This is a genomic window from Caulobacter sp. KR2-114 (assembly GCF_049446115.1).
GTDB lineage: Bacteria > Pseudomonadota > Alphaproteobacteria > Caulobacterales > Caulobacteraceae > Acaudatibacter.
Window position 1 is genome coordinate 181,039 of the sequence record NZ_JBMSEC010000003.1, and the last position, 23,753, is coordinate 204,791.

The window sequence follows — 23,753 nt, forward strand, 5'->3', positions numbered from 1 at the left end:
CGGCGCGGCGCGTTCAGTGCCCGGCGAAGTCCACCAGGGTCGAGACCGGCACCCCCGCCGCCTTCAGCTTCGCCGCGCCGCCCAGCTCGGGCAGATCGACGACGAAGCAGGCCGCGACGATCTCCGCGCCGGCGCCGCGCAGCAGGTCCACCGCCGCCAGGGCGGTGCCGCCCGTGGCGATCAGGTCGTCCACCAGCATCACCCGCTCGCCAGGATGCACGGCGTCCAGGTGCATCTCCATGGAATCGGTGCCGTATTCCAGGGCGTACTCCACCACCCGGGTCTTGTGCGGCAGCTTGCCCTTCTTGCGCAGCGGCACGAAGCCGGCGGACAGCTGGTGGGCGACGGCGCCGCCCAGGATGAAGCCGCGCGCCTCGATGCCGGCGATCTTGTCGATCTTCATGCCGGCGAACGGCTGCACCAGTTCGTCGACCGCCCGGCGGAAGCCGCGCGCATCGCCCAGCAGGGTGGTGATGTCGCGGAACATGATCCCGGGCTTAGGATAGTCCGGGATGGTGCGGATGATGTCGCGGAGGTTCATGCGGCTCTCGGGGGTGAAGGCGTTCATTTGGCGAGGTTCCCCAGCACCCGGCCGGCGACCGCGTCCAGCCGCCGGGCGGCCATCGGGTCGCGCGCCTGCGGCGCGGTGATCAGGGCGGTGTCGAGGCAGGTGTCGATCGGCGAGGGCTCGCGCCGGGCGGGCAGGCTCTGCGCCATACGGCGCACGAGGTCGCGCGCCAGGTCGGCGTTGCCGTGCAGCACCTCCAGGATGTGGCTGACCTGCACGTGCTCGAAATCCTCGCGCCAGCAGTCGTAGTCGGTGACCATGGCGATCGACGCGTACGGCAGCTCGGCCTCGCGGGCGAGCTTGGCCTCCGGCATGTTGGTCATGCCGATGACGTCGCAGCCCCACGACCGGTAGAGGGCGCTCTCGGCCTTGGTGGAGAACTGCGGCCCTTCCATGCACAGGTAGGTCCCGCCCTCGATGATGCGCGCGCCGGCGGCGCGGCCGGCGTCGGCGGCGAAGGCCGACAGGCGCGGGCAGACCGGCTCGGCCATCGACACGTGCGCCACGAGACCCTCGCCGAAGAAGCTCTTCTCGCGGGCGAAGGTGCGGTCGATGAACTGGTCGACCACCACGAAGGTCCCGGGCTCAAGCGCCTCGCGCAGGGAGCCGACGGCCGAGAGGCTGATCACGTCGGTGCAGCCGGCGCGCTTGAGCGCGTCGATGTTGGCGCGGAAGTTCAGGCCGCTGGGGGGCAGGCGGTGGCCCCGGCCGTGGCGCGGCAGGAACACCAGCTTCACCGGCCCCAGCGAGCCGGTCAGCAGCTCGTCGGAGGGGGCGCCGAAGGGGCTGTCGATCTTCACCCAGCGGGGATCCTGCAGCCCCTCGATCTCGTACAGACCGGAGCCGCCGATCACGCCCAGAACCCATTCAGCCATATGCCTCTCCGTCAGCACGCGCCTTATCGCCGAGCCGGCGGCGCTTGGCTATCGTCTGCGCATGAGTGCGTCGCTTCGTTTCGCCCCGCCGGCCTGCGCCGGGCTCGCCGCCGCCGGGCTCGCGCTGGCCTGGGCCGGCGGCGCCCGCGCCGCGCAGATCCAGTGCTGGTACGAGAACGGCGCCGTGGTCGCGCCGGCGGCGTTCGGCGACATGGCCGGCGACTTCATCATCGACGCCTCGGCGCCGAAGAGCCTGCTGCTGGAGGACCGGGCCAACGCCGACGGCATCGACGCGCCCACCGCGGTGCGGGACCTGCGCCTGGCCGGCGAACGGATATCCGGCTTCGAGATGCCGCTGACCAACCTCAACGAGCGGGCGGTGCGGTTTCCCACCACCATCAACGGGGTGGTCGGCTGGGACGTGCTGGGGCGCTATCGGGTGACGATCGCCTTCTCCCCCTGCCGGCTGACGCTGCAGGCCTCCAGCGGGCGTCCAGGCGGCCGGCGGCGGCCACCGAGAGGGCGCCTGGCGCTGAAGACGGTGGACGGGGCGGCGGCGGTGGCGGCGACAGCCAGCGACGGGACGCGCCTGCGGTCCGGCTGGTACGCGGTGGACACCGCCTCGATGGGAACCCGCTTCTCGCCCGCCGACACCAGCTTCTCGCCGCCCCTGCGGCGCAAGGTCGACCCCACCTGGCGCTTCCAGCTGCCGGCGCGCATCCGGGCGCTGGAGGTGGGCGGCGAGCTGTTCGAGGCGACCCCGGCCGGCCTGCTGCCCAAGCCGCCGACGGACCTCGCCGGCGCGATCGGCCTGGCGGTGTGGTCGCGCTACCGGATCACGCTGGACGGGCCGGGCGGCTGGATGACGCTGGCGCGCTGAGGTCGCTGGAGCCCCCATCCCGGCCTTCGGCCGTACTTCCCCCAGAGGGGGAAGAGAGCGGGCATTGCAGCTTGAGTTCTCTTCCCCCTCTGGGGGAAGTACCGGCGAAGCCGGGGATGGGGGCTCCAGCGAAGACCTGCTCCCAAACGCAAAACCGGCGGAGCCCGAGGGCCCCGCCGGCTGAAGTCTCAGATGCTGAAGATCGACCTAGTGGTGGTCGATGTTGCGCCACAGGGCGCGGTAGCTGGCGTAGAGGATGCCGCTGAACAGCACGAGGAAGATCATCACGGCCAGGCCGGTCTGCTTGCGCTCCTCCATCTTCGGATCGGCGGCCCACATCAGGAAGGCGGCGACGTCCTTGGCCTCGGACTTCAGGTCGCTGGGCGACTTGTCGTCGAACTGCACCTTGTTGTCCGCCAGCGGCGGCGGCATGGCGATGAAGCCGCCTTCCGGCGCCGGGCCCTGCCCGGTCCAGAACGACGACAGGTCGCCCTGCATGAACGGGTTGTAGAACTTGCCCGCCGGCACCTTCAGGCCGGCCGGCGGCGTCGTCACATAGCCGGTGACGATCGAATAGATGTAGGCCGGACCGCCTTCACGGGCGCGGGCCAGCAGCGACATGTCCGGCGGCAGGGCGCCGCCGTTGGACGCGCGGGCCGCCGCCTCGTTGGCGAACGGGGCGACGAAGTGATCGGCCGGGGTTCCCGGACGCTTGATCGGATCGCCCGTGTCGCGGTCGATGTCGGCGATCTGGTAGTCCTTGGCGATCGCCTTGACGTAGCCGTTCTCAACCGAGGACTTGTACTTCGGGTCCCAGAACGGGCCGCCCGGGTCGCCCAGGTTGCGGAACGCCACCAGGTTCATCGAGTGGCAGGACGAGCAGACTTCCCGGTAGACCTTGTAGCCGCGTTGCAGCTGTTCCTGGTCATACTGGCCGAAGGGGCCTTCGAAGGACCAGCCGCCCGGAGGGCCTTCCGGCTCCTTGTGGGTGCTGGCCGCGAGGGCCGGGGCGGCGGCGAGGGCCAGGCCGACAGCCGCCGCGAGTACGGTGAGCTTGCGCAGCATGGGGCCTCAGTCCTTCTTGGCGGCTTCGCCCGAAAGGACGGGCTTGGAGATCGAGTCCGGCACCGGCAGCGGGGTCTCCCGCAGGCCGAGCATCGGGGTGATGAGCAGGAAGTAGGCGAAGTAGTAGAGGGTGGAGATGCGGCTCAGCCAGACGTAGCTGTTGAGGTCGCTGTCCACCAGGGTGAAGGTGTGCACGCCGGGGATCACCGGGTCGTCCGGCAGCTGGGCGCCGCACCAGCCGAGCACCAGGCAGACGGCCAGGAAGATCAGGAAGTACACCCGCATGGTCGGCCGATAGCGCATCGACTTGACCTTGGAGGTGTTCAGCCAGGGCAGGATGAACAGCATGGCGATGGCGCCGAACATGGCGATCACGCCCGACAGCTTGTCCGGGATGGCGCGCAGGATCGCGTAGAACGGCAGGAAGTACCATTCGGGCACGATGTGCGCCGGGGTCACCAGCGGGTTGGCGGCGATGAAGTTGTCGGCGTGGCCGAGCGCGTCCGGCTCGTAGAAGATGAACACCGAGAACAGGATCAGGAACAGGGCGATCGCGAAGCCGTCCTTCACCGTATAGTACGGGTGGAACGGCACGGTGTCGGCCTTGGTCTGCACCTCGACGCCGGTGGGGTTGTTGTTGCCCGGCACGTGCAGGGCCCAGATGTGCAGGGCCACCACCGCCGCGATCAGGAACGGCAGCAGGTAGTGCAGCGAGAAGAAGCGGTTCAGCGTGGGATCGTCCACCGCGAAACCGCCCCACAGCAGGGTAGTGATCGGCTTGCCGATGATCGGGAAGGCGCCCAGCAGGTTGGTGATCACCTTGGCGCCCCAGAAGCTCATCTGGCCCCACGGCAGCACGTAGCCCATGAAGGCGGTGGCCATCATCAGGAGGTAGATCACGCAGCCCAGCAGCCACAGCAGCTCGCGCGGGGCCTTGTAGGACCCGTAGTACATGCCGCGGAACATGTGGATGTAGACGGCGATGAAGAACATCGACGCGCCGTTGGCGTGGATGCCACGGATCAGCCAGCCGTAGTTCACGTCGCGCATGATGCCCTGCTCGACCGACAGGAAGGCCGAAGCCCCGCCCGCCTGGTAGTGCATGGCCAGCACGACGCCGGTGACGATCTGGGTCAGCAGGCAGAAGGTCAGGATGCCGCCGAAGGTCCACCAGTAGTTCAGGTTCTTCGGGGTCGGGAAATCGAGCATCTCGACGCCGAGACGCACGATCGGCAGGCGGGTGTCGAGCCAGCGCTCGATGCCCGTCTTGGGCTCATAGGTCGAATGTGCGGTCATCAGCCCCTACCCGATCTTCACGGTCTTATCGTTGAGGAAGGCGTACTCCGGCACCACCAGGTTCAGCGGCGCGGGGCCTTTCCGGATACGGCCGGAGGTGTCGTACACCGAGCCGTGGCACGGGCAGAACCAGCCGCCGTACTCGCCCTGGCCGAACAGGGGCACGCAGCCGAGGTGCGTGCAGCTGCCCAGCAGGATCAGCCACTCGGCGTGGCCGGCCTTGACCCGGTCCGCGTCGGTCTGCGGGTCCTTCAGGTCGGCGTGGTCGCCGGCGACCGCCTCGGCGATCTCCTTGGGCGTCCGGTGCCGGATGAACAGGGGCTGCTTGCGCCAGGCGATCGTCACCTCCTGGCCCAGCTCGACCTTGCTGAGGTCGAATTCCACCGAGGCCAGGGCCAGGGTGTCCGCCGCAGGGTTCATCTGGTCGATCAGCGGCCAGGCGACCGCCGCAGCGCCGCCGACCGCCGCCGCCGCTGCGACGATGTGAATGAAATCGCGCCGGCTGGGATCGTCCCCGGCATGGCCCGGATTGGAAGCAGAGTCCGCTAGGCTGTCAGCCACCTTCAGCTCACCCTCGATGCGCCCCGCCGTGAAGTGTGGCGGAACTCGACTTTCGCCCCCAGGGGCGCCCTCTATCTCGACCCGATCCAGTGCTTGGGATACGGGCCTTGCGCAACAACTAGCTGCGGCGAGCCTCGCCGGCCCCCTGCGGCGCATTGCCGCAAAAAGGTCGCCGTCGAGTCATCCCGCCCCAGCAGGCTCTTGTGGTCGGTTCGCTTAGAATGCGTCTCGCGCTTTTTCAACCAGACATTCCGCAAAACCTGGGGGCGGCCATCCGACTTTGCGCCTGTACGGGCGTCGGGCTGGACGTGATCGAACCCTGTGCGTTCCCGATTGACGACCGCACGTTGAAGCGCGCGGCCCTGGACTACCAGCCTCTGGCGAAGATCACCCGCCATGATGGCTGGTCGTCTTTCGACAATCATCCGGACCGCGGCGAAGGCCGCCTCGTGCTGTTCACCACATTAGGCGCCCAGCCCTATCACGACTTCGCCTTTCAGCCGCACGACACCCTGATCTTCGGGCGCGAGAGCGCCGGGGTGACCGAGGCGGTGCACGCCAGGGCGCAGGCGCGCCTGTTCATCCCGATGGCCCGCGGCGCGCGGTCGATGAACGTGGTCGCCGCCGCGGCCATGGCGCTGGGCGAGGCGCTGCGCCAGACGGGCGGTTTTCCCGTTCCCGCCGGGGACTGAACGCGCTATCGCCGCAGGCATGAGCGACACCGACCTGAAAGCCCTGGCCGAGGACCGCCGCGCGCGGACCAAGGTCTGGTTCGAATCCCTGCAGGACCGCATCGGCGCCGAGCTGGACGCGATCGAGGCCGAGGCGCCCGCCAGCCTGTATCCGGCCGAACCCGGACGGTTCGAGAAGAAGCCCTGGACGCGCCCGACCGGCGTCGGCGGCGGCATCGGCGGCTTCATGCGCGGGCGGGTGTTCGAGAAGGCCGGGGTGCACACCTCGGCCGCGAACGGCCGGTTCACGCCGGAGATGGCCCAGACCATGCCGGGCGCGGACAAGGACCCCAACTATGTCTCGGCCTCGATCAGCCTGATCATTCACCCGCGCTCGCCGCGGGTGCCGACGGTGCACATGAACACCCGCTTTCTGTCCACGGCCCAGGGCTGGTTCGGCGGCGGCGCGGACCTGACGCCGGTGCTGGGCGACCAGCGCAGCCAGGATGCGCCGGACGCGGCGGAATTCCACGCGGCGATGAAAGCCGTCTGCGACCGCTACGATCCGGCGTGGCACCCGAAGTACAAGCAATGGTGCGACGAGTACTTCTTCCTGCCGCATCGCAACGAGCCACGCGGCATCGGCGGGATCTTCTACGATCACCACGACAGCGGCGACTTCGAACGCGACTTCGCCTTCACCCGCGACGTGGGCGAGGCCTTCCTCGACGTCTATGCGAAGATCGCCCGCCGGCGGATGCTGGAGCCCTGGACCGAGGCCGAGCGCGAGGAGCAGCTCTGGCGACGCGGCCGCTATGTCGAGTTCAACCTGCTCTACGACCGCGGCACCATGTTCGGCTTCAAGATGGGCGCCAACATCGAGACCATGCTGTCGTCGATGCCGCCGACGGTGGCGTGGCCCTAGGCATTCCGCCGTCGCGGCGCGGCGCATGACGGTGGCTGCGCTCCACCGTCCACATGCCGCCACAATGCCCCCTCACCGCTGCTCACGGCCGCGTCGCCCGATCCGCGCCGGAATGTCGGATCTGGCGCGTGCCAGTTCGGTCACACCTGGGGACGTCGCACGGGAGGGCGGATCGTGGAGGCCTCGCCGACCATCCATATCGTCGATGACGACGCCCTGGTGCGCGAGTGTCTGGCGGACATGGCGATGGACGCCGGCTACGCCGCCCTGACCCACGCCACCGCGGAAGACTTCCTGGCCGACGCCGAGGTGGCCAGCGCCGGCTGCGTGGTGGTCGACCTGAACCTGCCGGGCATCGACGGCCTGGACCTGATGGACCGCATAGCCGGTCGCGACCCCGACCTGCCGGTGATCATGGTCAGCGGCGCGGGCAAGGTGGCCCAGGTGGTGGCGGCGCTGAAGGGCGGCGCCGTGGACTTCATCCAGAAGCCGGTGCGCGCCGCGGCCTTCGCCCAGTCCCTCGCCGAGGCCGCCAAGCGCCGGCGCCAGCGGGCCGACGCCCGCGACTCGCTGGCCCGGCTGCGCGAGCGCGCCCAGCGGCTGTCGCATCGCGAGCGCCAGGTGATGGCCCTGATCACCGACGGCCTGTCGAACAACGCCGTCGCCGCCGCCCTTGGCATCAGCGTCAGGACGGTGGAAAACCACCGCGCACGGGTGATGGACAAGATGGGCGCGGCCAACCTGACAGACCTAATCCGCCAGACCCTCCGCCTCGGCGAAGGCGAGGCCACGGGCGCCGCGCGCGCGCCACAGTGAGCGCCGGCCAGGCGCAGGCCGCCAGCGGGAGCCGCGCGCGCGGGCGCCCGGCGGCGGCGCCATCCTTTGGCCTGCGTCGCGCCGGGCTCTGGATCGGCTTCGCGCTCGCCTACTGGCTGCTCGATCACCTGGACGGCCGCCTGGCGCCGGGGCCGCTGCTGCCGGCGCCGTGGGACCTGTCCGGCGGCCTCGCCTTCGTCGCCCTGCTGATCGAGGGTCCCTGGCTGGCGCCGGTGGTCGCGCTGGCGGAGTTCGTCTCCGGTCGCACCGGCGGCCCGCACGCGCCCATGGGCGCGGACCTGGCGAGCGCGCTCTCCCTGTCCGTCACATACGCCCTGGCGACCATGGCCCTGCGCCACCGGGGCTGGGTGACGATCGGCCGGCAGTCCCGGCTGTCGGCCATCCTGCTGGCGGCCGCCGCGGCGGCGGCGGCGCGGGCGGGTGTCGACGGGGTTGTCGCCGCCCTGGCCGGCGGCGGAGGCGCGAGCCTCGCCTCGATCTCGGCGGCGGCCTTCGGCGAACGGCTCACCGCGTCGGTGACCGGAGTGTGCATGATCGCCCCGCTGGCGCTGGGCCTGCGCCAGGCGCCGACGCCTCTGGAGCGTCGCGAACTGCTGGAGGCCGCGGCGCAGTTCGCCACCCTGGTGGCCGCTTGCGTGCTGGTGGCGCCGCCGGTGCAGGCGGACGCCTTCCGCTACTTCTACGTGCTGTTCCTGCCGCAGATGTGGATCGCCCTGCGCGGCGGGGTGCTGCGAACGGCGCTGGGCAATGTGGCGGTGCAGACCGGCCTGATCGTCTTCCTGCTGCACCGGCCCGATGCGGCAGGGCTGAGCTTCAACTACCAGATCCGCCTCCTGGCGCTGGCGGTGTCCAGCCTCTACCTGGCTGTGGCTGTGGCGGAGCGGCGGCAGGCGGAGGCCAGCCTGCGGCAGCGGCAGGACGCCCTGGCGCGCGTCTCGCGCCTGTCTCTGGCCGGGGAGATGGCCGCCAGCCTGGCGCACGAACTGAACCAGCCGCTGCTGGCCGCCGTGGCCTATGCCCGCACCGCCCAGACGCTGGCCCAGCGCGCGCCCTCCGGCGAGGGGGCTGACCCGCGGCTGGCCGAAGCCCTCGAGGGCGCGGTCCGCCAGTCGGAGCGAGCCGGCGCCATCGTGCGAAACCTGCGCCGCTTCGTCGGCCGGCCTGAGAGCGCCCGGGCGAGACTGGCCATCGACGACCTGATCCGGGACGCCGTGGACCTGGTCGAGCCGCAGCGCCGGCGCGTGGGCGCACGGCTGCTCAAGGTGATCGACCGCGACCTCCCCGAGGTGCTGGTCAACGGCATCCAGATCGAGCAGGTGCTGGTGAACCTGCTGCAGAACGCCCTGGACTCGGTCGCCGCGGCCAGCGTCGGGCCGCCCGTGGTCAAGCTGGTGGCGCGGCGCACGGCAGCGGGCGTCGAGATCGAGACTCGCGACTCCGGCCTTGGCGTGCCAGACGAATTGGCCGAAAGCCTGTTCGACCCCCTGGTGACCGGCAAGGAGCGTGGCATGGGCCTGGGCCTGGCGATCAGCCGCAACCTGGTGGAGCTGCATGGCGGCGTGCTGAGCCTCGCGGAGAACCGTCCCGGCCGGTGCGTGCTGCGCTTCACCCTGCCCGCGGCGCCGGAGCCTGCGCGGTGACGACGCGGGGCGCCGAGGCGCGCACGAGCAACGCCGTGCACATCATCGACGACGACCTGGCGATCCGTCGCGCCCTGACCATGCTGGCCGAGGCCGCCGGCCTGTCGGTGCGGGCGCACGCCGACGCCGAAAGCTTCCTGCGGCGCTTCGACCCGCAGACCAGCGGCTGCGTGGTCACCGACGTGCGCATGCCGGGGGCGAGCGGCCTGGATCTGTTGCGGCATCTTCGCCAGGCAGCGGCCGACCTGCCCGTGCTGGTGATCACCGGCCACGGTGACGTGCCGATGGCGGTGGAGGCCATGAAGGCCGGCGCCTGCGATTTTCTGGAAAAGCCGTTCGACAGCGACGCCTTCCTCGACGCCATCGGCCGGGCGCTCGACCAGCGGGCGCGGACGCGGCAGGCGGGGACGCAGACGGAGGTCCTGCGCGCCCGGCGCGCCTCGCTGACCGAACGGGAGGCGGCTGTGATGGATCTGGTGGCCGAGGGGCTTTCCAACGCCGAGACCGCCGCGCGCCTGTCCATCAGCGTCCGGACGGTGGAGAATCACCGCGCCCGGGTGATGGAGAAGATGGAAGCCAGAAGCCTCTCAGACCTTGTCCGCATGGCCCTTCGCCTTGGCCCGGCCTGAGCCGGTCCTGGCGACTTCCGTTTCCGGCGGCAGGCCCATGGCGTCGAACAGCGGCTGCAGATGCGCCGCGAACGGTCGCCAGCGCCCGATCGAGGTGTCGTAGATCGGCTGGCGCACCTGGGCGGCGCTGGCCGAACGCACGCCGCGCCGCGAACGGTGAAAGTCCAGGCAGGCGGAGTCCCAGGCGAGGCCGCAGTGCTCGATGATCCGCCGCACCTCGGTGTCGAGGTCGGCGACCAGAGCTTCGTACGACACCTCCAGGATCCGCCCCGGCGGCAGCACGGCCTTCCAGTGCGCCATCAGCGCCTCGTGCGCGCGCCAGTAGGCCGCCAGGTCGGCGAAGTCGTAGCTCCAGTCCTGACCTTCGCTGAACAGCAGGGCGTAGCAGGAGAAGGCCATGTCCCGCGGGTCGCGCCGGACGTAGACGATCGGCGCGTTCGGCAGCATCAGGTGCACGAGGCCGAGGAACTCGGCGTTCTCCAGCCGCTTGTCGGTGGTCCGCGTCTGGCTGGCAGGCCCGGCGGGCAGATTGTTGAGATAGGCGCCGCCGAGGTTGAGGCAGTCCGGCGGCAGCATGTTCGCGCCCCACTCCGGAAACGGCGCGCCGCCTGGCCCGGTCGACTGCACGAGAATGTTCAGCAGGGTCGGTGTCTCGCCCGCGCCGTAGACGTCGGGGTGGGCGCTGATGATCTGTTCCACCAGGGTCGTGCCGGAGCGTGGCATGCCGACGACGAAGATCGGCCGGTCGGTCATCTGGCCGGCGCCGGCCAGGGCGGCGATGCGCCCGGCGTCGAAGATTTCGGCCGTGCGCTCCAGCCGGCGGATGTGGGCGGCGCAGTCGTAGTCGACGGCCGCGCGGCGCGCGCGGTTGGCCCGCTGCAGCCAGGCGAACGCCTCGTCCGGTTCGCCGCGATCCTCGTAGGCCTTCGCCAGGCCATAGAAGACCTGAATGGCCAGCTTGGGATCCAGCGGCGGCTCGGTCTGTCCGGCAAGGCGACGCATGCCCGACATCAGGAGTTCGACCTCTTCCGTGGGCGCCGACATGTCGGTGATCCGCACGAGGTTGAACAGCACCTCGTGCGCCTGCACGTCCAGCTTGATGGCCGCCATCAGGTGCTGGCGCGCGTCGTCCAGGTGGCCGAGGAACAGCTCCACGACGCCCAGGTCGCGCGCCACCTGCGCGTGGCCCGGCGCGCCCTCATGCGCCACGCGAAGCCACACCAGCCCTTCGCTGAGCCGCTCGCCCTCGGCCATGATCAGGCCCAGGATGTGGGCGCAGCCGGGGTGCCGGGGCTCAGACTGCAGACCCGCCCGCGCGGCCGCCTCGGCCTCTTCGCGTCGCGCCTGCAGCACCAGGGTGCGCGCCAGGTGATAGTAGGCGTCGGCCAGGTTAGGGCTGAGGGCTCCCGCAGTCTCGAACGCCAGGCGCGCCTGCTCCAGGGCGCCGGCCTCCAGATGCCGCAGGCCTTCCTCGATATGACTCAGCGCCAGGGTTTGACGGTTCACGGGGTATGTCATTTGTCGGGAGGCTCGACTGGGAACGAAGCACAGACTCGGCGAACCGCAGCGCCCTCCCCGAAGCGCCGCCGTTCGTAAGCTCAGCTAAGACCTGACCCCCGCGGACCGTAAATCCGTAGAACTACTCACGCCTGAATGAACAAGGTTACAGGACGGCAAACCCCTTGAAACAAGGGCGCTGCTCCGAAGTGGGCGCCGCGTCGGCGGGCGCCGCGGCGGTCGTGTCGGCGGCGGCCGGAACGGAGCCGCCGGTCGCGCAATTCAGGCGCGGGCCAGGAACGCCTCGATCCAGCGGGCCACGCGGGCGTTGTCATTGGGCGCCTTCAGGCTGTCGATGGCGGCGTCGGCCTGGGCTTCGGGGAAGCGCACGCCCCGCCGCCCCTCGATCAGGGCGCCGGCATAGCCGGGGTCGAACTCCGGGTGCAACTGCAGCGACATGGCCCGGTCGCCGGCGTAGTCCAGCATGCCGAACGGGCAGAAGTCGCTGCCCGCCAGCACCGTAGCGCCTGGCGGCGCCTCGACCACCTGGTCCTGGTGCGAGGCGGCCAGGGCATAGTCCGGGACGTCGTCCAGCCAGGCGGCGCCCTGGCGGAGGGCATGATGGTGCAGGCCGATGCCCCAGCCCTTGGGCGACTTGATCACCACCCCGCCGAAGGCGTCGGCAATGATCTGGTGGCCGAAGCACACGCCCACCAGCGGAACCTGCCCACGCGCGGCGCGCAGGAAGCCGCGCAGTTCGCCGATCCAGGGGTCCGGATCGTAGACCCCGCTGGAGGAGCCGGTGACGATATAAGCCTCGCATTCCGCGAGCGCGCCGGGGTAGCCGCCCGCCTGCACGTCATAGGTCGCCCAGTCGTGGCCGCCGGCGGCCAAGAGGCTGCGGAACATCGACGGATAGTCCCCGAACTCGGGGATCAGGGCGCTGGGGGGACGGCCGGCGGCCAGGATGCCGATCTTCATGGGCGGGTCCTCAGTAGACCATGCCCTGGGCCACCGCCTTCAGCCGCTCGACGATCGACAGCTTGTCGTCGATGAAGTCGTTGTCGACCCACCAGTCCTCCACCTCGCGCATCACCGCCCCCATCAGCGGTCCGCGCGGCACGCCCGCGGCCGCCACCTCGTCGCCGGTCAGGGGGAAGGACGGGATCGACCAGCTCTGGCCCAGGGGCAGCAAGGCCCGCCATTGAGTCGTCGCCGCCTGCCGCTCGGACGCGGCCCAGGCCAGGGTCACCCGGTCGAGGAAGGGCCTAAGGCCGATGCGATAGATGATCTGGCGCGCCTGGCGCGGGCTCATCCACGAGACCAGCTTCGGCTCCGTTCCCAGCGCCGCGACCAGGCGGTCGCGCTGGGCGTTGGACAGGCGAAGCCGCTGGGCCACGGCCAGGCCGACGGCCGGATCGTCGGGCAGCAGGCTGGCCAGGCGCAGCTCGGCGTCCTCGCTGAACAGCATCTCCGTCTCGATCGTCACAAGCCGCTCGAAGCGCGACAGGCCCCGCGCCTCCGGCAGGATTACCGACAGCACGCCGGTCCTGGCCATCAGCGACACCGCGGCGCGCGGATCCTCGGCCGCCAGCAGCTTCAGCAGTTCCTTGGACACGCGCTCGGCGGACAGCGTCGCGGTCAGGTCGCGCAGCGCCTGGCAGGCGGCCAGCGCCGTGGCGTCCGGCTCGCCCCGGCCATACCAGGCCAGGAAGCGGAAGAACCGCAGGATGCGCAGGGCGTCCTCGCGGATGCGCGTCTCGGCCTCGCCGACGAACACGATCCGCCCTGCGCGCAGATCGGCCAGGCCGCCGCCGGTCGGGTCGTGCAGCGTGCCGTCCGCGTCGCAATAGAGGGCGTTCAGCCGGAAGTCGCGGCGCTGGGCGTCCTCGGACCAGTCCTGGGTGAAGGCCACAACGGCGCGGCGTCCGTCGGTCTCCACGTCCCGGCGCAGGGTGGTCACCTCGAAGGGCCTGCCCTCGGCGATGGCGGTCACCGTGCCGTGGTCGACGCCTGTGGGGATCGCCTTCAGCCCGGCCGCCTTCAGCGCGGCGATGGTCTGGTCGGGGGTGAGCACCGTGGCGATGTCGATGTCGTCCACCGGCTTGCGCAGCAGGGCGTTGCGCACGCAGCCGCCGACGAACCGGGCGCAGCCCGCGCCGCCGGCCGCCTCCAGCGCGGCCATCACGGCGATGGTCCCCGGATGCTTCATCCAGGGCTGCGGGGACAGGGTCTCGCTCATCGACGGCGCCTTCGCTGCGGTATCCGCCGCAGATAGCGTCGGCGGCCCCGGTTTCGCAACGGCTGGCGGACCTCAGCCCATCGCCGCGCCGTAGAGCCGTTCGTAGAGCGCGCGCAGCATGCCCGCCGTGGCGCCCCAGATGTACTGGTCCTCCCAGGTGGTCGCATAGAAGCGCCGCTGGTCGCCGGCCGGCGTGCGGCCCTGCTTTTCCTCGTAGTTGGACGGGTCCATCAGGAAGCCGAACGGCGTCTCGAAGATCACCGCCACCTCGTCGGGGTTCGGCGTCAGGTCGAACGGCGGCTCGACGAAGCCCACCACCGGGGTCACCAGATAGCCGGTGCCGGTCTGATAGGGCGTCGACAGGCCCGCCACCGCGACCCGCTCCGGATGCAGGCCGATTTCCTCGTGCGCCTCGCGCAGGGCCGTCTGCCACGGCGTCTCGCCCGGGTCGGCGCGGCCGCCGGGAAACGCCACCTGGCCGGTGTGCTTGCGCAGCGTGTCCGAACGCCGGGTCAGGATCACCGACAGGCCGGCGGGGCGCGCCACCAGCCCCATCAGCACCGCGGCGGGGGTCAGGGGCGACGGCTGGGCCGGCGCGTCCTGCGGGTTGAGGTCATAGTCGGAGCGCACCGACGCCGGATGCGCCGGTTGGGCGTCCAGCGGATCGAGATGCTGGGTGATCCACTCCCGCAGCTCCTCGGGCGAGCAATGCGGGTTCACAGGCAGTGCGCTCCCGGCGGCCCCACCGGGAACCAGGCGCCGTTGGACTCCACCCCCAGCGTCGGCCCGTCCGGGGTCTCGCGCTCCTGCGCCAGCTCCACCAGCTCGTAGAACACCGGCCGGTTGATCAGCGCTTCCAGGCCGCGGCGCACGTGCAGATAGGGCCGCGGTTCGCCGGTCTCGGCGTCCATCTCCACGCGGATGGCGTTGTCCGGCCCGGCCTCGACCTCGTCGCCGACGTTGGTGAGGAACTTCAGCGTCGCCTCCCCGGCGGGGTTCTCCACGCGGTCGACCCGGGTGGCGATGAACGGGGCGTCCTCCACGCGGATGCGCATCTTCTCGACGGGCGTGACCAGGTGGAAGCCGTCGGGATCCTTGCGCAGCACCGTCGAGAACAGCCGCACCAGGGCCTCGCGGCCGATCGGCGTGCCCTCGTGGAACCACAGGCCGTTCTTCTTGATGACGATGTCGATCTCGCCGCAGTGCGCCGGGTGCCACAGGTGCACCGGCGGCAGGCCACGGCCCGGAGCCTGCTTCTTCGCCGTGGCGATCACGGCCTCGAGCCCGGATGGCCCGCCGCTGGGTTGCGTTTCACTCATCCGGCGAAGGTAGGCTGCAGGCCCCGCCGTCTCAAGCTCCCGCGAGGACAGTCGCGATCAGGGGACCGTCACCGGGCCGCCGAGGCCGGCTTCCGCGCCGGCGGCCAGGGGCTTCACCTGCACCCGGCGCTGGTCCACCGGCCCCGGCATCGTCACCCGGCGCGCGGGCTCGGCCTCGAAGCCTACCCGGCGGAACAGCGGCGTGTCGCCCACCAGCAGGATCAGCCGGTGCCCGGCCGCCTTGGCCGCGTCGCTGGCCCGCTGCACCAGGGCGCCGCCCAGGCCATGGTGACGGAAGGCGTCGTCCACGGCGATCGGCCCCAGGAAGACCGCTGGCGTGTCGCCGATCAGCACCGGCCACTGGCGCACGCAGCCGACCACCCGGCCATCGGCGTGGGCGACGAAGCACAGGCCCTCCAGCGGCGCATTGTGTTCGCGCAGGCGCTCGGCGGCCTTGGCGTGGCGTCCAGGGCCGAAGGCGCGGGCGATCAGGGCGTCGGCCTCGGCCCGGTCTTCGGGGCGTTCGACGGAGAGGCGCGGCGCGGCGCGGACGGCGAGATCGGACATCATGCTTCGGCGCTGGCCGCCCAGGTCGCGGCGGGTCGGCGCAATTAGGGGGGATGCCCGGCCGGGTCAACGTGGCATTCCGCCAACCGCCACGGGAATCGGCGATTGCGCCGCCCGGCGGCTGCGCGCTATGGCAGCGCTCATGTCCGATATATCGACGCCCCCGGCCCGCCTCCTGCTCAAGGAGACGGACTACCTGCTGTTCTGGGCGTCGCGCTGGCTGGGCAGCTTCGGCTCGCAGATCCAGAGCGTGGCGATGGGCTGGACGGTCTACCACCTGTCGCGCGACCAGGGCCTGTCGATCGGCCAGGCCTCGTTCAACGTCAGCCTTATAGGCCTGATCACCTTCCTGCCGCTGTTCTTCCTGGCCCTGCCGGCCGGCGAGACCACCGACCGCTATGACCGCCGGCGCGTGCTGGTGCTGTGCTACCTCGTCGAGATCGTCGCCGTCGGCATCCTGGTGGCCGCGACCGCGAGCGGCCACGCCAGCGTGAACGTGTTCCTGGGCGTGGCGGTGCTGTTCGGCGCGGCGCGCGCCTTCTTCTCGCCGGCGACCACGGCCCTGGGCCCGATGCTGGTGCCGCGCGAGCTGCTGCCGCGGGCCATCGCCTGGAACTCGCTCGCCTGGCAGACCGCCTCGATCGCCGGTCCCGCGGCGGCCGGCTTCCTGGTGGGGCTGTCGTCCAAGGTCGCCTTCATGGTCACCCTGGCGCTCTACGTGGCGGCGACCCTGCTGGTGCTGGTGATCCGCAAGAACACCCGCCCGGTGGTGCAGACCGGCTCGCGGCTGGAGCTGGTCAAGGAAGGCCTGGCCTATGTGTGGAGCAACCGCATCGTGTTCGGGGCCATCTCGCTGGACCTGGCGGCGGTGATCCTGGGCGGCGCCACGGCGCTGATCCCGGCCTTCGCCCAGGACGTGCTGAAGGTCGGCCCGACCGGGTTCGGCATCCTCCGCGCCGGACCGGCGGTGGGCGCGGCGGCAGTGGCCTTCTTCCTGGCGGCCCGGCCGATCCGCACCCGGGCCGGCATCAAGATGTTCCTGGGGGTGGCCGCGTTCGCGCTCGCCACCATCGTGTTCGGCCTGTCGAAGTGGATGTGGCTGTCGGTCGCCGCCCTGGCGGTGCTGGGCGGGGCGGACATGCTGAGCGTGTTCGTGCGCCAGACCCTGGTGCAGCTGGTCACCCCCGATCACATGCGCGGCCGGGTGGGCGCGGTCTCCAGCCTGTTCATCTCGGCGTCGAACGAGCTGGGCGAGTTCGAGAGCGGCGTGGTGGCGCGGTTCCTGGGGCCGGTGGGCGCGGCCGTGTTCGGCGGCGTCGGCGCCCTGATCGTCACCGGGGTGTGGGCGCAGCTGTTCCCGGCGCTGCGGAAGGCGGATCGTCTCGAATAGCCGGGCGATCGGCAGCCGGGGCGCAAGATTTTGCCCTTGTGGCCGGGCGGGCCGTGGGTATGAATCCGCGCCGATCATTGCGCGCCTGCCGGGGCCCTGGCCGCCGGCCAACGGCGCAAAATGCATTTTTGGAATGAATTCAGGGAGATACTAAGATGGGCATTCTTTCGGGCAAGGTGGTTCTGATCACCGGCGGCGGCAACGGCATTGGCCGCGACTGCGCCCTGATCGCCGCGGCCAACGGGGCCAAGGTGGTGGTCAACGACCTGGGCGGCGGCCTGGGCGGCGGCGACGAAGGCTCGGCCGGTCCCGCCGAGCAGGTGGCTCAGGAGATCCGCGCGGCAGGCGGCGAGGCCGTCTCCAATTCGGAAAGCGTCACCAGCCTGAAGGCCGTGCAGGGCATGGTCGAGCAGGCCAAGGACACCTTCGGCGGCCTGCACGCGGTGATCAATCCGGCCGGCATCCTGCGCGACGGCATGTTCCACAAGATGAGCGAGGAAGACTGGGACCGGGTGATCGACGTGCACCTGCGCGGCTCGTTCAACGTCTGCCGCGCCACCATCGAGCACTTCCGCGACCAGCAGGACGGCGCCTATGTGCTGTTCACCTCGACCTCGGGCCTGCTGGGCAACATCGGCCAGACCAACTACGGCGCGGCCAAGATGGGCATCGCCGCCCTGTCGCGCATCCTGGCCATGGAAGGCGCGGCCAAGAACGTCCGCGCCAACTGCCTGGCCCCGGTGGCCTGGACCCGCATGACCCAGTCGGTGCCGGTGAAGGACGAAGCCGCCGCGGCGCGCCGCGCGCAGATGGCCCAGACCATCCGCGCCGACCAGCCGGCCCGCTTCGCCGTGGCCCTGATCGCCGATGCGGCGAAGACCGTCTCCGGCCAGTTCTTCGGCGCCGCCGGCGAGAACATCATCCTCTACAGCCAGCCGCGTCCGATCGAGACGGTGACCAAGGAAGAGGGCTGGACCCTCGACAGCATCCTGTCGGAAGCCCTGCCGAAGATGAGCGAGAAGTTCTACCCGCTGGCCCGCCAGGCCCCGGCGCCGCAACCGGCCCCGGCCAACTAAGCGCCCCTGCAAGAGCCGGGCGTCTCGCGATGGCGGGACGCCCGCTCGACTTCCCCGCAATCAATCGACACTCTGCGCCGCACGGGCCCGGGCCCGACCTGAGGAGGCGCATGCGATGGCCGACCAGACCCTGGTCACCCATCCGGACGGCTGGCGATCGATCTCGCCGACGCCCAGTCCCGAGGCCCTCAAGGCCTTCTACGCCCAGGAATATTTCCAGGGCTCGCATGGCACCTACGCCCAGGGCTACACCGACACCGAGGTGCGCCATCGCGGCCTGCTGGCCGCCCAGACCCTGCTGGCGGTCGAGCGGGCGCGGGGCCGGTCGCCGGCGGCGGGCGACAGCCTGCTGGAGATCGGCTGCGGCGAAGGCTGGTTCCTGAAGGCCGCGGACGCGGCCGGCTTCGCCGTGCGGGGCCTGGACTATTCCGAGGACGGCCTGAGGCGCTTCCATCCGGACTATCTGGACCGGGTGACCTGCGGCGACGCGCTGGAGAACCTCGACCGGCTGATCGACGACGGCGCGGCGGCGGACGTCTGCGTGATGGAGCATGTGCTGGAGCACGTCACCGATCCCGAGGGCCTGCTGGCGCGCCTGCCGCGGCTGCTCAGGCCGGGCGGGGTGGTGGCCATCACCGTGCCCAACGACTTCAGCGCCCTGCAGCTCGCCGCCCGCCAGGGCGGGCTGGTCGACCGCGACTTCTGGGTCGCCCCGCCGCAGCACCTGAACTATTTCGACAGCCAGAGCCTGCCGGCCCTGATGCGACGGCTGGGCCTCGACGTGCGGCTGGCCTTCGCCAGCTTCCCGATCGACTGGTACCTGATGCACCCGGGCTCGAACTATGTGGCCGACCCGGCGCAGGGCAAGCCGGCGCACCGGGCCCGGATGGCGATCGACCTGCTGATGGCCGAGCGGGGGCTGGACGCCTTCCTGGACCTGGGACAGGCGCTGTTCGGCGTCGGCATGGGACGCAGCCTGACCGTGGTCGCCGCGCCGAAGGCGGCCTGAGATGCGGTTCCGCTACATCGCCAACGCCTGTTTCGAGATCACCCTGTCCACCGGCGAGGTGCTGCTCACCGACCCCTGGTTCGACGGACCCTGCCAGCAGACCTGGTGGAACTTCCCGCCGGCGCCGGAGGCGCTGAAGGCCGAGGTCTGGGCCTCGCGGCCGGACCTGATCTACATCAGCCATCTGCACCACGATCACCTGCATCCGCAGACGCTGGCGCCCTTCGCGCGCGACATCCCGGTGGTGATCGGCCGGATGAACACGCCGAACCTGAAGTCCGCGATCGCGGCGCTGGGCTTCGGCACGATCCGCGAAATCGCCTTCGAGACCCCGACGCCGCTTGGCGGCAAGGGCGCCCAGGCGGTGCTGTTCAAGGACTTCCACGGCAACACCCGCGGCGACGACAGCCAGGTGGAATACGACCTCGACACCTCGCTCTACCTGACCGACGCGGACGGGACGCGCCTGTTCCTGGCGGTGGACAACACCATCCTGCCGGCCGACGCCGAGCGCATCGCGCGCCAGTACGGCAGCCCGGACATCGCCCAGGTCCCCTATGCGTCCGCCTCGCTGTTCCCGATGGCGATGGCCGACTACGACGACGAGGCCAAGCTCAGGGCCATGCGCGCCAGCCGCAAGCGCACCGCCGGCAACTTCCGCGACGTGGTCCTGGCCCTGGGCGCCCGCCGCGCCATCCCGGCCGGCGGCGAATATGTGCTGGGCGGCCCGGCCGCGCCGCTGTCGCGCTTCCTGCCGCAGCCGCTGGAGCGTGAACTGCGCGCGGCGCTGGACGAGGCCGGCCGCGCCGACACCCTGGCCAAGCTCTATCCGGGCGACGTGCTGGACAGCGCCACCCTGGCGGTCACCGAGGACTGCCGGGCCGGCTATCGCGGCTTCGACGACGACCTGCGCGCCGCCTACGCCCTGACCCTGGCCTGCCGCGCGCCCAGCTTCACCGAACTGGCCCTGCCGGCCGACACGCCGTTCGACTGGCCGCGGGCGCTGAAGAAGTGCGCCGCCAACTTCGCCGCCCGGCGCGGCAGGATGGGCCTTTCCCTGCCGATGGACGTCTATCTCGACGCAAGGGACGAGACCGGCGCGCGCGCGTTCCTGTTCCGGCTGGCGCTGGATTCCGACGCCGGCGCCATGGTGGCCGCGGTCGAGGCGGGCGAGCGCGCCAGCCTGACCTATGCGCTGGATGCGCGGCTGCTGTTCTGCCTGGTCACCGGCCTGCTGTCCTGGAACGCCATGGAGGCCAGCGCCCTGCTGGGCGTGCGCCGCACGCCGGACGTCTACGTCCACGACCTGCACCGCGCGATGGTGCACTTCACCCTGCTGTCCTGAACGGACGGCCCGGGCGGCGTGTCAGGCGGCGGCCGCGGTCCTGGAACGATGCGCGGCGGTCTGGGCCGGCGGGAGGAAATAGGTCTTCCACAGCAGGCGCTCGCCGCTCTGTTCGGCCTGGAAGTCGCGCCGGCCGTGCAGCACTTCGTCGTCGCGGAAGAACACCACGTCGCGCGCCTCCAGGCGGAAGCAGGTCACCGCCCCGTCCTCGATCATGTCTTCCAGGAAGCGGCGGAAGGCCTCGCGCAGGCGGTCCACCGCCTCGCCCTGGCCGGGCAGCACGCGGAAATAGTTCCAGTTGATCTTCAGCCGGCCGTTGCGGGTCGACAGGATGGGCGTCGTGCGGCCCGCGCCGACCTTGCCGAACTGCACGGGCAGGGTGGTCAGGGCGGCATGCAGCGCCGGGTCCTGCGCCCGCGCCCGCTCGGCCACCGTGGCGGCGTCGACGAACAGGCTCTCGCCGCCGGTCCGCGCCTGGCGCTCCAGGTAGAACAGGGCGATCTGGTCGGCGTAGTCGGCCGGCGAATAGGCGCCGTCGGAGTGCAGCGGCTGGCCGACCTTGTGATGGCGATAGGTGTCGGGGCGGTCCGGCTCGAAGCGCACGTCCATCCAGGCGCCCGGGACCACCTTGGGCTGGCCGGTGACGCTGTCCTCGACCACGTCGCAGGATGGACCCAGCACCTCGCCGACGCTGCGCCAGAACGGCAGCGGCTCGCCCGGCGGCGTCACGCCGCGAAGCCGAAGCACCGACGCCTGCGCCATCTCGTCCTGCACCAGCGCCCGCAGCGCCTCGGCGTCCAGGCCGCAGGCCTCAATCGTCTTCATCCAGGGGGCGGCCATGGCCGGTCTCCGCTCGCTGCGCCCGCCGCGCGAATCAGATGCGGACGGCATTGCCCCACCTTGGTCGGCCGAATTCCTTGCGGGCCGGTGAAGAGGGCCCGCAGCGCGCCCGCCGGCGGGTTCAGGCGGCGCGCTGGATGAACAGGCAGTCGCCGGCCACGAAGGCGCGCGCCACCTCGTCGCCCCAGCGCTGCAGCAGGGCGTCGCCGGCCAGCCTCGGGCCGTCGCCGTAGCGCCAGCAATAGTCGTCGATCGCCACCCAGCCGCCCGGCGGCACCAGTGGCGACCACAGCTCGACGTCCTCGGCGGCGAATTCGAAGTCGTGGTTGCCGTCGATGTGCAGCAGGGCGATGCGGCCGGCGGGCCGCAGGGCCGGGCGGGCCTTCAGCAGGCGCGCCGCCTCGCCGTCGGCCTGGCCGCGATAGATGGCGTTGCCCGTGGCCGAGGGCGTGCGGTAGGCGGTCATCGCGCCGGGCGGCGCCAGGGCGGCGAAGGTGGCTTCGAAGGCGAGCGCAACGCGTTCGAGGCCCGCCGCGCGGGTATAGTCCTGCATGATCTGCGGCATTTCCTTCTGCGCCGCCGCCTCGGTGCTCCAGGGATCGAACACGAACAGCCGCCGGTCTGCCCCGCCCAGCCCGCGCCCGGCCAGCAGCACGCTGGCGGAACGGCCGAACAGCGAGCCGATCTCGACCATGTCGCCGTCCGGGGCGTCCAGCAGGCAGGCCAGCAGGGCGGCCAGCTTGTCGTCGTAGGACTCGCCGAACAGGTCGAACGCCAGGCGGATCACCCCGGCCAGGAAGGCCGGCTCCGGCGGCGCCTTGGCGGGGACCAGGGCGCCGATCAGCCGCCGCCAGTTGCCGGCGCGGGCGAAGATGTCGTCCCAGCGGGCAAACTCCTGCTGCAGCGGCGAGCGGTTGATGATCTTCAGCCCGGTCAGCCCCTGCTCGCGCAGCAGGTCGCCCAGCGCGGCGTGGACCATGTGCGCGGCGGCGTGGATCCGCGTGACGCCATGCGTCTCGACCAGGGCCAGGAAGGCGGGCAGGAACGCCGGCTCGTGCACCAGCGGCAGCCGCACCCAGGGCGCCGCGCCGGCGGTGGGATCGCTGGCGTCGACCGAGGCGCAGACCACCGGCTCGCCACGCTCCAGCGCCTGGCTCAGGTAGGCGCGGCCGTCCGGCGTCGAAACCGGGAACACCAGGGTGACAGACATCTCGCTCATTCCGCCGTGGCCCGTCGCGGGCGCCTCAGGGATCGCGCGATATGGTAAACAGCCTGCTTAGATCGCCCCCTCGCCGTTAACCATAATGGCGCAATTGCACCCCTAGGCTGCTGGCTCCACGCAGGGATCCGCAGAATCACCATGGCCCTTGGCCGCCCCGCACGTTCAACCGCTCCGGCGCCCGTCCTGGCCGCCGCGCCGTCTGAGCCGCTGGCCGTGGCGCGCCCGCAACTGCCGACGGCGCAAGCCCTGGCGCCCTATCTGCGCCGGATCGACGAGGCGCGCTGGTATTCCAACTTCGGACCGCTGCTCACCGCCTTCGAGGCCCGCCTGGCGGCGCGGTTCGCGCCAGGGACCGAAATCGTCACCTGCGCCAACGCGACGCAGGGCCTGGCCCTTTGCCTCCAGGCCCTGAGCTTGCCCCCCGGCAGCCTCTGCGCGATCCCGGCCTACACCTTCGTCGCCACCGCCCATGCCGTCGCCGCCGCCGGCCTGACCCCCTGGCTGCTGGACGTCGATCCGCAGAACTGGACGCTGCAGCCGCACGCCGTCCGCGCGGCGCTGGCCGGCGCCCCGGGCCCGGTCTCGGCGGTGATCGTCGTCGCCCCGTTCGGCCTGATGCCGGACCTCGCGCCCTGGCTGGCGCTGCGGGCGGAGACCGGCATCGCGGTGGTGGTGGACGCGGCCGCGGCCTTCGACGCCCTGAATGCGGCCCCCCTGCCCGCCGTGGTCAGCCTGCACGCCACCAAGGCGCTGGGCATCGGCGAGGGCGGCTTCCTGGCCACCGAGGATGCGGATCTGGCGCGGCGGGTGCGCGAGCTGACCAGCTTCGGCTTCCGCGGCGCGCGCGAGTCGCAGATGCCCGCTACAAACGCCAAGCTCAGCGAATACGCCGCCGCCGTCGGCCTCGCCGCCCTGGATGCCTGGCCGCACGACCGCCTGCGCTGGCTGCGCGCCGCCCGGGGCCTGCGCGCGGCGATGACCCACCTGCCGCAGGTGGTCTTCCAGGAGGGCTGGGGCCTGAGCTGGGCGACCAGCGTCTGCTGCGTTCGGCTGCCGGACGGCGCGGCGGACGCCGTCGCCCGCGACCTGGCCGCCGCGGGCGTGGAGACCCGCGCCTGGTGGGGCCGCGGCTGTCACACCCACCCGGCCTTCGCGGGCTGTCCGCGCGGCGACCTCACCCAGACCGACCGGCTGGGCAGCGCCGTGCTTGGCCTGCCGTTCCGGGTCGATCTCGACCACGCGCAGACCGGCCGCATCGCCGCGGCCCTGGCGCAGAGCGTCGGCTAGGGAGCGCCGCCG

Annotated in this window: 24 protein-coding genes; 11 read left to right on the forward strand and 13 right to left on the reverse strand. The window is 71.3% G+C overall.

The annotated features are described in order from the left end of the window. Positions 1-13: 13 nt before the first annotated feature. Together ACO2Q3_RS13215 and ACO2Q3_RS13220 are read right to left on the reverse strand one after the other, a co-directional pair. On the reverse strand, positions 14-568 hold the full coding sequence (locus ACO2Q3_RS13215; RefSeq protein ID WP_423307161.1) for an adenine phosphoribosyltransferase: 555 nt from the start codon (positions 566-568) through the stop codon (positions 14-16). Next, on the reverse strand, positions 565-1,443 hold the full coding sequence (locus ACO2Q3_RS13220; RefSeq protein ID WP_423307163.1) for an S-methyl-5'-thioadenosine phosphorylase: 879 nt from the start codon (positions 1,441-1,443) through the stop codon (positions 565-567). The genes ACO2Q3_RS13215 and ACO2Q3_RS13220 overlap by 4 nt, the downstream gene beginning before the upstream one ends. 61 nt (positions 1,444-1,504) lie before the next feature. Here ACO2Q3_RS13220 and ACO2Q3_RS13225 point away from each other — a divergent pair, with 61 nt between their 5' ends. Then, positions 1,505-2,323 carry a hypothetical protein gene (locus tag ACO2Q3_RS13225; RefSeq protein ID WP_423307165.1) on the forward strand — a complete coding sequence of 273 codons (819 nt, stop codon included), beginning with the start codon at positions 1,505-1,507 and terminating at the stop codon, positions 2,321-2,323. Between the two features lie 207 nt (positions 2,324-2,530). Here ACO2Q3_RS13225 and ACO2Q3_RS13230 read toward each other — a convergent pair whose 3' ends face one another. Genes ACO2Q3_RS13230 through petA form a run of 3 tightly spaced genes read right to left on the reverse strand, consistent with a single transcriptional unit; the run spans position 2,531 to position 5,245 of the window. Beyond that, a complete protein-coding gene (locus tag ACO2Q3_RS13230) occupies positions 2,531-3,388 on the reverse strand; it encodes a cytochrome c1 (protein WP_423307167.1) in 858 nt (285 codons plus the stop codon). 6 nt (positions 3,389-3,394) lie between these two features. After that, the gene (locus ACO2Q3_RS13235) at positions 3,395-4,684 is read right to left on the reverse strand and encodes a cytochrome b (RefSeq protein WP_423307169.1); all 1,290 of its coding nucleotides are present in this window, start codon (positions 4,682-4,684) and stop codon (positions 3,395-3,397) included. 6 nt (positions 4,685-4,690) lie between these two features. Continuing rightward, positions 4,691-5,245 (reverse strand): ubiquinol-cytochrome c reductase iron-sulfur subunit, encoded by a 555-nt coding sequence (petA, locus tag ACO2Q3_RS13240; RefSeq protein ID WP_423307171.1) that lies wholly within the window; start codon positions 5,243-5,245, stop codon positions 4,691-4,693. A 221-nt stretch (positions 5,246-5,466) separates the two neighbouring features. Between petA and ACO2Q3_RS13245 the strand changes: the two genes are divergently transcribed. The 5 genes from ACO2Q3_RS13245 (at position 5,467) to ACO2Q3_RS13265 (ending at position 9,947) form a co-directional block, all read left to right on the forward strand. Continuing rightward, entirely contained in the window at positions 5,467-5,937 is a 471-nt protein-coding gene (locus ACO2Q3_RS13245) for a tRNA (cytidine(34)-2'-O)-methyltransferase (protein ID WP_423308001.1), read from the forward strand. A gap of 19 nt (positions 5,938-5,956) precedes the next feature. Then, entirely contained in the window at positions 5,957-6,841 is an 885-nt protein-coding gene (gene hemF, locus ACO2Q3_RS13250; RefSeq protein WP_423307173.1) for an oxygen-dependent coproporphyrinogen oxidase, read from the forward strand. A gap of 174 nt (positions 6,842-7,015) precedes the next feature. Further along, positions 7,016-7,657, forward strand: coding sequence for a response regulator transcription factor (locus ACO2Q3_RS13255; protein ID WP_423307175.1), 642 nt, complete (start codon positions 7,016-7,018; stop codon positions 7,655-7,657). After that, positions 7,654-9,318: a sensor histidine kinase gene (locus tag ACO2Q3_RS13260; protein WP_423307177.1), complete on the forward strand. Its 1,665-nt coding sequence runs from the start codon at positions 7,654-7,656 to the stop codon at positions 9,316-9,318. The genes ACO2Q3_RS13255 and ACO2Q3_RS13260 overlap by 4 nt, the downstream gene beginning before the upstream one ends. Next, complete coding sequence (locus ACO2Q3_RS13265; RefSeq protein WP_423307179.1) at positions 9,315-9,947, forward strand: response regulator transcription factor; 633 nt, start codon at positions 9,315-9,317, stop codon at positions 9,945-9,947. Before ACO2Q3_RS13260 ends, ACO2Q3_RS13265 begins: the two co-directional genes overlap by 4 nt. On the opposite strand, the gene ACO2Q3_RS13270 is transcribed toward ACO2Q3_RS13265, so the two are convergent. The 6 genes from ACO2Q3_RS13270 to ACO2Q3_RS13295 form a co-directional block, all read right to left on the reverse strand. Further along, positions 9,906-11,453: a sulfotransferase gene (locus ACO2Q3_RS13270; RefSeq protein WP_423307181.1), complete on the reverse strand. Its 1,548-nt coding sequence runs from the start codon at positions 11,451-11,453 to the stop codon at positions 9,906-9,908. The two genes, ACO2Q3_RS13265 and ACO2Q3_RS13270, sit on opposite strands and share 42 nt — an antisense overlap. A gap of 273 nt (positions 11,454-11,726) precedes the next feature. Next, positions 11,727-12,425 (reverse strand): glutamine amidotransferase-related protein, encoded by a 699-nt coding sequence (locus ACO2Q3_RS13275; RefSeq protein ID WP_423307183.1) that lies wholly within the window; start codon positions 12,423-12,425, stop codon positions 11,727-11,729. A 10-nt stretch (positions 12,426-12,435) separates the two neighbouring features. After that, complete coding sequence (locus ACO2Q3_RS13280) at positions 12,436-13,686, reverse strand: CCA tRNA nucleotidyltransferase (protein ID WP_423307185.1); 1,251 nt, start codon at positions 13,684-13,686, stop codon at positions 12,436-12,438. Between the two features lie 72 nt (positions 13,687-13,758). Next, entirely contained in the window at positions 13,759-14,406 is a 648-nt protein-coding gene (locus tag ACO2Q3_RS13285) for a CoA pyrophosphatase (RefSeq protein WP_423307187.1), read from the reverse strand. Continuing rightward, positions 14,403-15,005, reverse strand: a complete 603-nt coding sequence (locus ACO2Q3_RS13290) for a DUF1285 domain-containing protein (protein WP_423307189.1) — start codon at positions 15,003-15,005, stop codon at positions 14,403-14,405. Before ACO2Q3_RS13290 ends, ACO2Q3_RS13285 begins: the two co-directional genes overlap by 4 nt. A 57-nt stretch (positions 15,006-15,062) precedes the next feature. Continuing rightward, the gene (locus ACO2Q3_RS13295) at positions 15,063-15,572 is read right to left on the reverse strand and encodes a GNAT family N-acetyltransferase (protein WP_423307191.1); all 510 of its coding nucleotides are present in this window, start codon (positions 15,570-15,572) and stop codon (positions 15,063-15,065) included. Positions 15,573-15,714: 142 nt separating this feature from the next. On the opposite strand from ACO2Q3_RS13295, the gene ACO2Q3_RS13300 reads away from it, so the two are divergent. The 4 genes from ACO2Q3_RS13300 to ACO2Q3_RS13315 all read left to right on the forward strand — a co-directional run bounded on the left by ACO2Q3_RS13300 (position 15,715) and on the right by ACO2Q3_RS13315 (position 20,392). Then, a complete protein-coding gene (locus ACO2Q3_RS13300; protein WP_423307193.1) occupies positions 15,715-16,962 on the forward strand; it encodes an MFS transporter in 1,248 nt (415 codons plus the stop codon). 155 nt (positions 16,963-17,117) lie between these two features. Next, positions 17,118-18,038, forward strand: a complete 921-nt coding sequence (locus ACO2Q3_RS13305) for an SDR family NAD(P)-dependent oxidoreductase (RefSeq protein ID WP_423307195.1) — start codon at positions 17,118-17,120, stop codon at positions 18,036-18,038. Positions 18,039-18,153: 115 nt separating this feature from the next. Beyond that, a complete protein-coding gene (locus ACO2Q3_RS13310; protein WP_423307197.1) occupies positions 18,154-19,047 on the forward strand; it encodes a class I SAM-dependent methyltransferase in 894 nt (297 codons plus the stop codon). A 1-nt stretch (position 19,048) separates the two neighbouring features. Next, positions 19,049-20,392, forward strand: coding sequence for an MBL fold metallo-hydrolase (locus ACO2Q3_RS13315; protein WP_423307199.1), 1,344 nt, complete (start codon positions 19,049-19,051; stop codon positions 20,390-20,392). 21 nt (positions 20,393-20,413) lie between these two features. Here ACO2Q3_RS13315 and ACO2Q3_RS13320 read toward each other — a convergent pair whose 3' ends face one another. Beyond that, on the reverse strand, positions 20,414-21,232 hold the full coding sequence (locus ACO2Q3_RS13320) for a TauD/TfdA family dioxygenase (RefSeq protein ID WP_423307201.1): 819 nt from the start codon (positions 21,230-21,232) through the stop codon (positions 20,414-20,416). Between the two features lie 121 nt (positions 21,233-21,353). After that, a complete protein-coding gene (locus ACO2Q3_RS13325; RefSeq protein WP_423307203.1) occupies positions 21,354-22,442 on the reverse strand; it encodes a class I SAM-dependent methyltransferase in 1,089 nt (362 codons plus the stop codon). A 225-nt stretch (positions 22,443-22,667) separates the two neighbouring features. Between ACO2Q3_RS13325 and ACO2Q3_RS13330 the strand changes: the two genes are divergently transcribed. Continuing rightward, positions 22,668-23,741: an aminotransferase class I/II-fold pyridoxal phosphate-dependent enzyme gene (locus ACO2Q3_RS13330; protein WP_423307205.1), complete on the forward strand. Its 1,074-nt coding sequence runs from the start codon at positions 22,668-22,670 to the stop codon at positions 23,739-23,741. Positions 23,742-23,753 lie beyond the last annotated feature (12 nt).

Bases quoted from the DNA above. Each gene is read 5' to 3' on its own strand.
- ACO2Q3_RS13215 (WP_423307161.1), bottom strand. From the start codon at position 568: ATGAACGCCTTCACCCCCGAGAGCCGCATGAACCTCCGCGACATCATC.
- ACO2Q3_RS13220 (WP_423307163.1), bottom strand. From the start codon at position 1,443: ATGGCTGAATGGGTTCTGGGCGTGATCGGCGGCTCCGGTCTGTACGAG.
- ACO2Q3_RS13225 (WP_423307165.1), top strand. From the start codon at position 1,505: ATGAGTGCGTCGCTTCGTTTCGCCCCGCCGGCCTGCGCCGGGCTCGCC.
- ACO2Q3_RS13230 (WP_423307167.1), bottom strand. From the start codon at position 3,388: ATGCTGCGCAAGCTCACCGTACTCGCGGCGGCTGTCGGCCTGGCCCTC.
- ACO2Q3_RS13235 (WP_423307169.1), bottom strand. From the start codon at position 4,684: ATGACCGCACATTCGACCTATGAGCCCAAGACGGGCATCGAGCGCTGG.
- ACO2Q3_RS13245 (WP_423308001.1), top strand. From the start codon at position 5,467: ATGCGTCTCGCGCTTTTTCAACCAGACATTCCGCAAAACCTGGGGGCG.
- hemF (WP_423307173.1), top strand. From the start codon at position 5,957: ATGAGCGACACCGACCTGAAAGCCCTGGCCGAGGACCGCCGCGCGCGG.
- ACO2Q3_RS13275 (WP_423307183.1), bottom strand. From the start codon at position 12,425: ATGAAGATCGGCATCCTGGCCGCCGGCCGTCCCCCCAGCGCCCTGATC.
- ACO2Q3_RS13280 (WP_423307185.1), bottom strand. From the start codon at position 13,686: ATGAGCGAGACCCTGTCCCCGCAGCCCTGGATGAAGCATCCGGGGACC.
- ACO2Q3_RS13290 (WP_423307189.1), bottom strand. From the start codon at position 15,005: ATGAGTGAAACGCAACCCAGCGGCGGGCCATCCGGGCTCGAGGCCGTG.
- ACO2Q3_RS13295 (WP_423307191.1), bottom strand. From the start codon at position 15,572: ATGTCCGATCTCGCCGTCCGCGCCGCGCCGCGCCTCTCCGTCGAACGC.
- ACO2Q3_RS13300 (WP_423307193.1), top strand. From the start codon at position 15,715: ATGTCCGATATATCGACGCCCCCGGCCCGCCTCCTGCTCAAGGAGACG.
- ACO2Q3_RS13305 (WP_423307195.1), top strand. From the start codon at position 17,118: ATGGGCATTCTTTCGGGCAAGGTGGTTCTGATCACCGGCGGCGGCAAC.
- ACO2Q3_RS13310 (WP_423307197.1), top strand. From the start codon at position 18,154: ATGGCCGACCAGACCCTGGTCACCCATCCGGACGGCTGGCGATCGATC.
- ACO2Q3_RS13315 (WP_423307199.1), top strand. From the start codon at position 19,049: ATGCGGTTCCGCTACATCGCCAACGCCTGTTTCGAGATCACCCTGTCC.
- ACO2Q3_RS13320 (WP_423307201.1), bottom strand. From the start codon at position 21,232: ATGGCCGCCCCCTGGATGAAGACGATTGAGGCCTGCGGCCTGGACGCC.
- ACO2Q3_RS13325 (WP_423307203.1), bottom strand. From the start codon at position 22,442: ATGTCTGTCACCCTGGTGTTCCCGGTTTCGACGCCGGACGGCCGCGCC.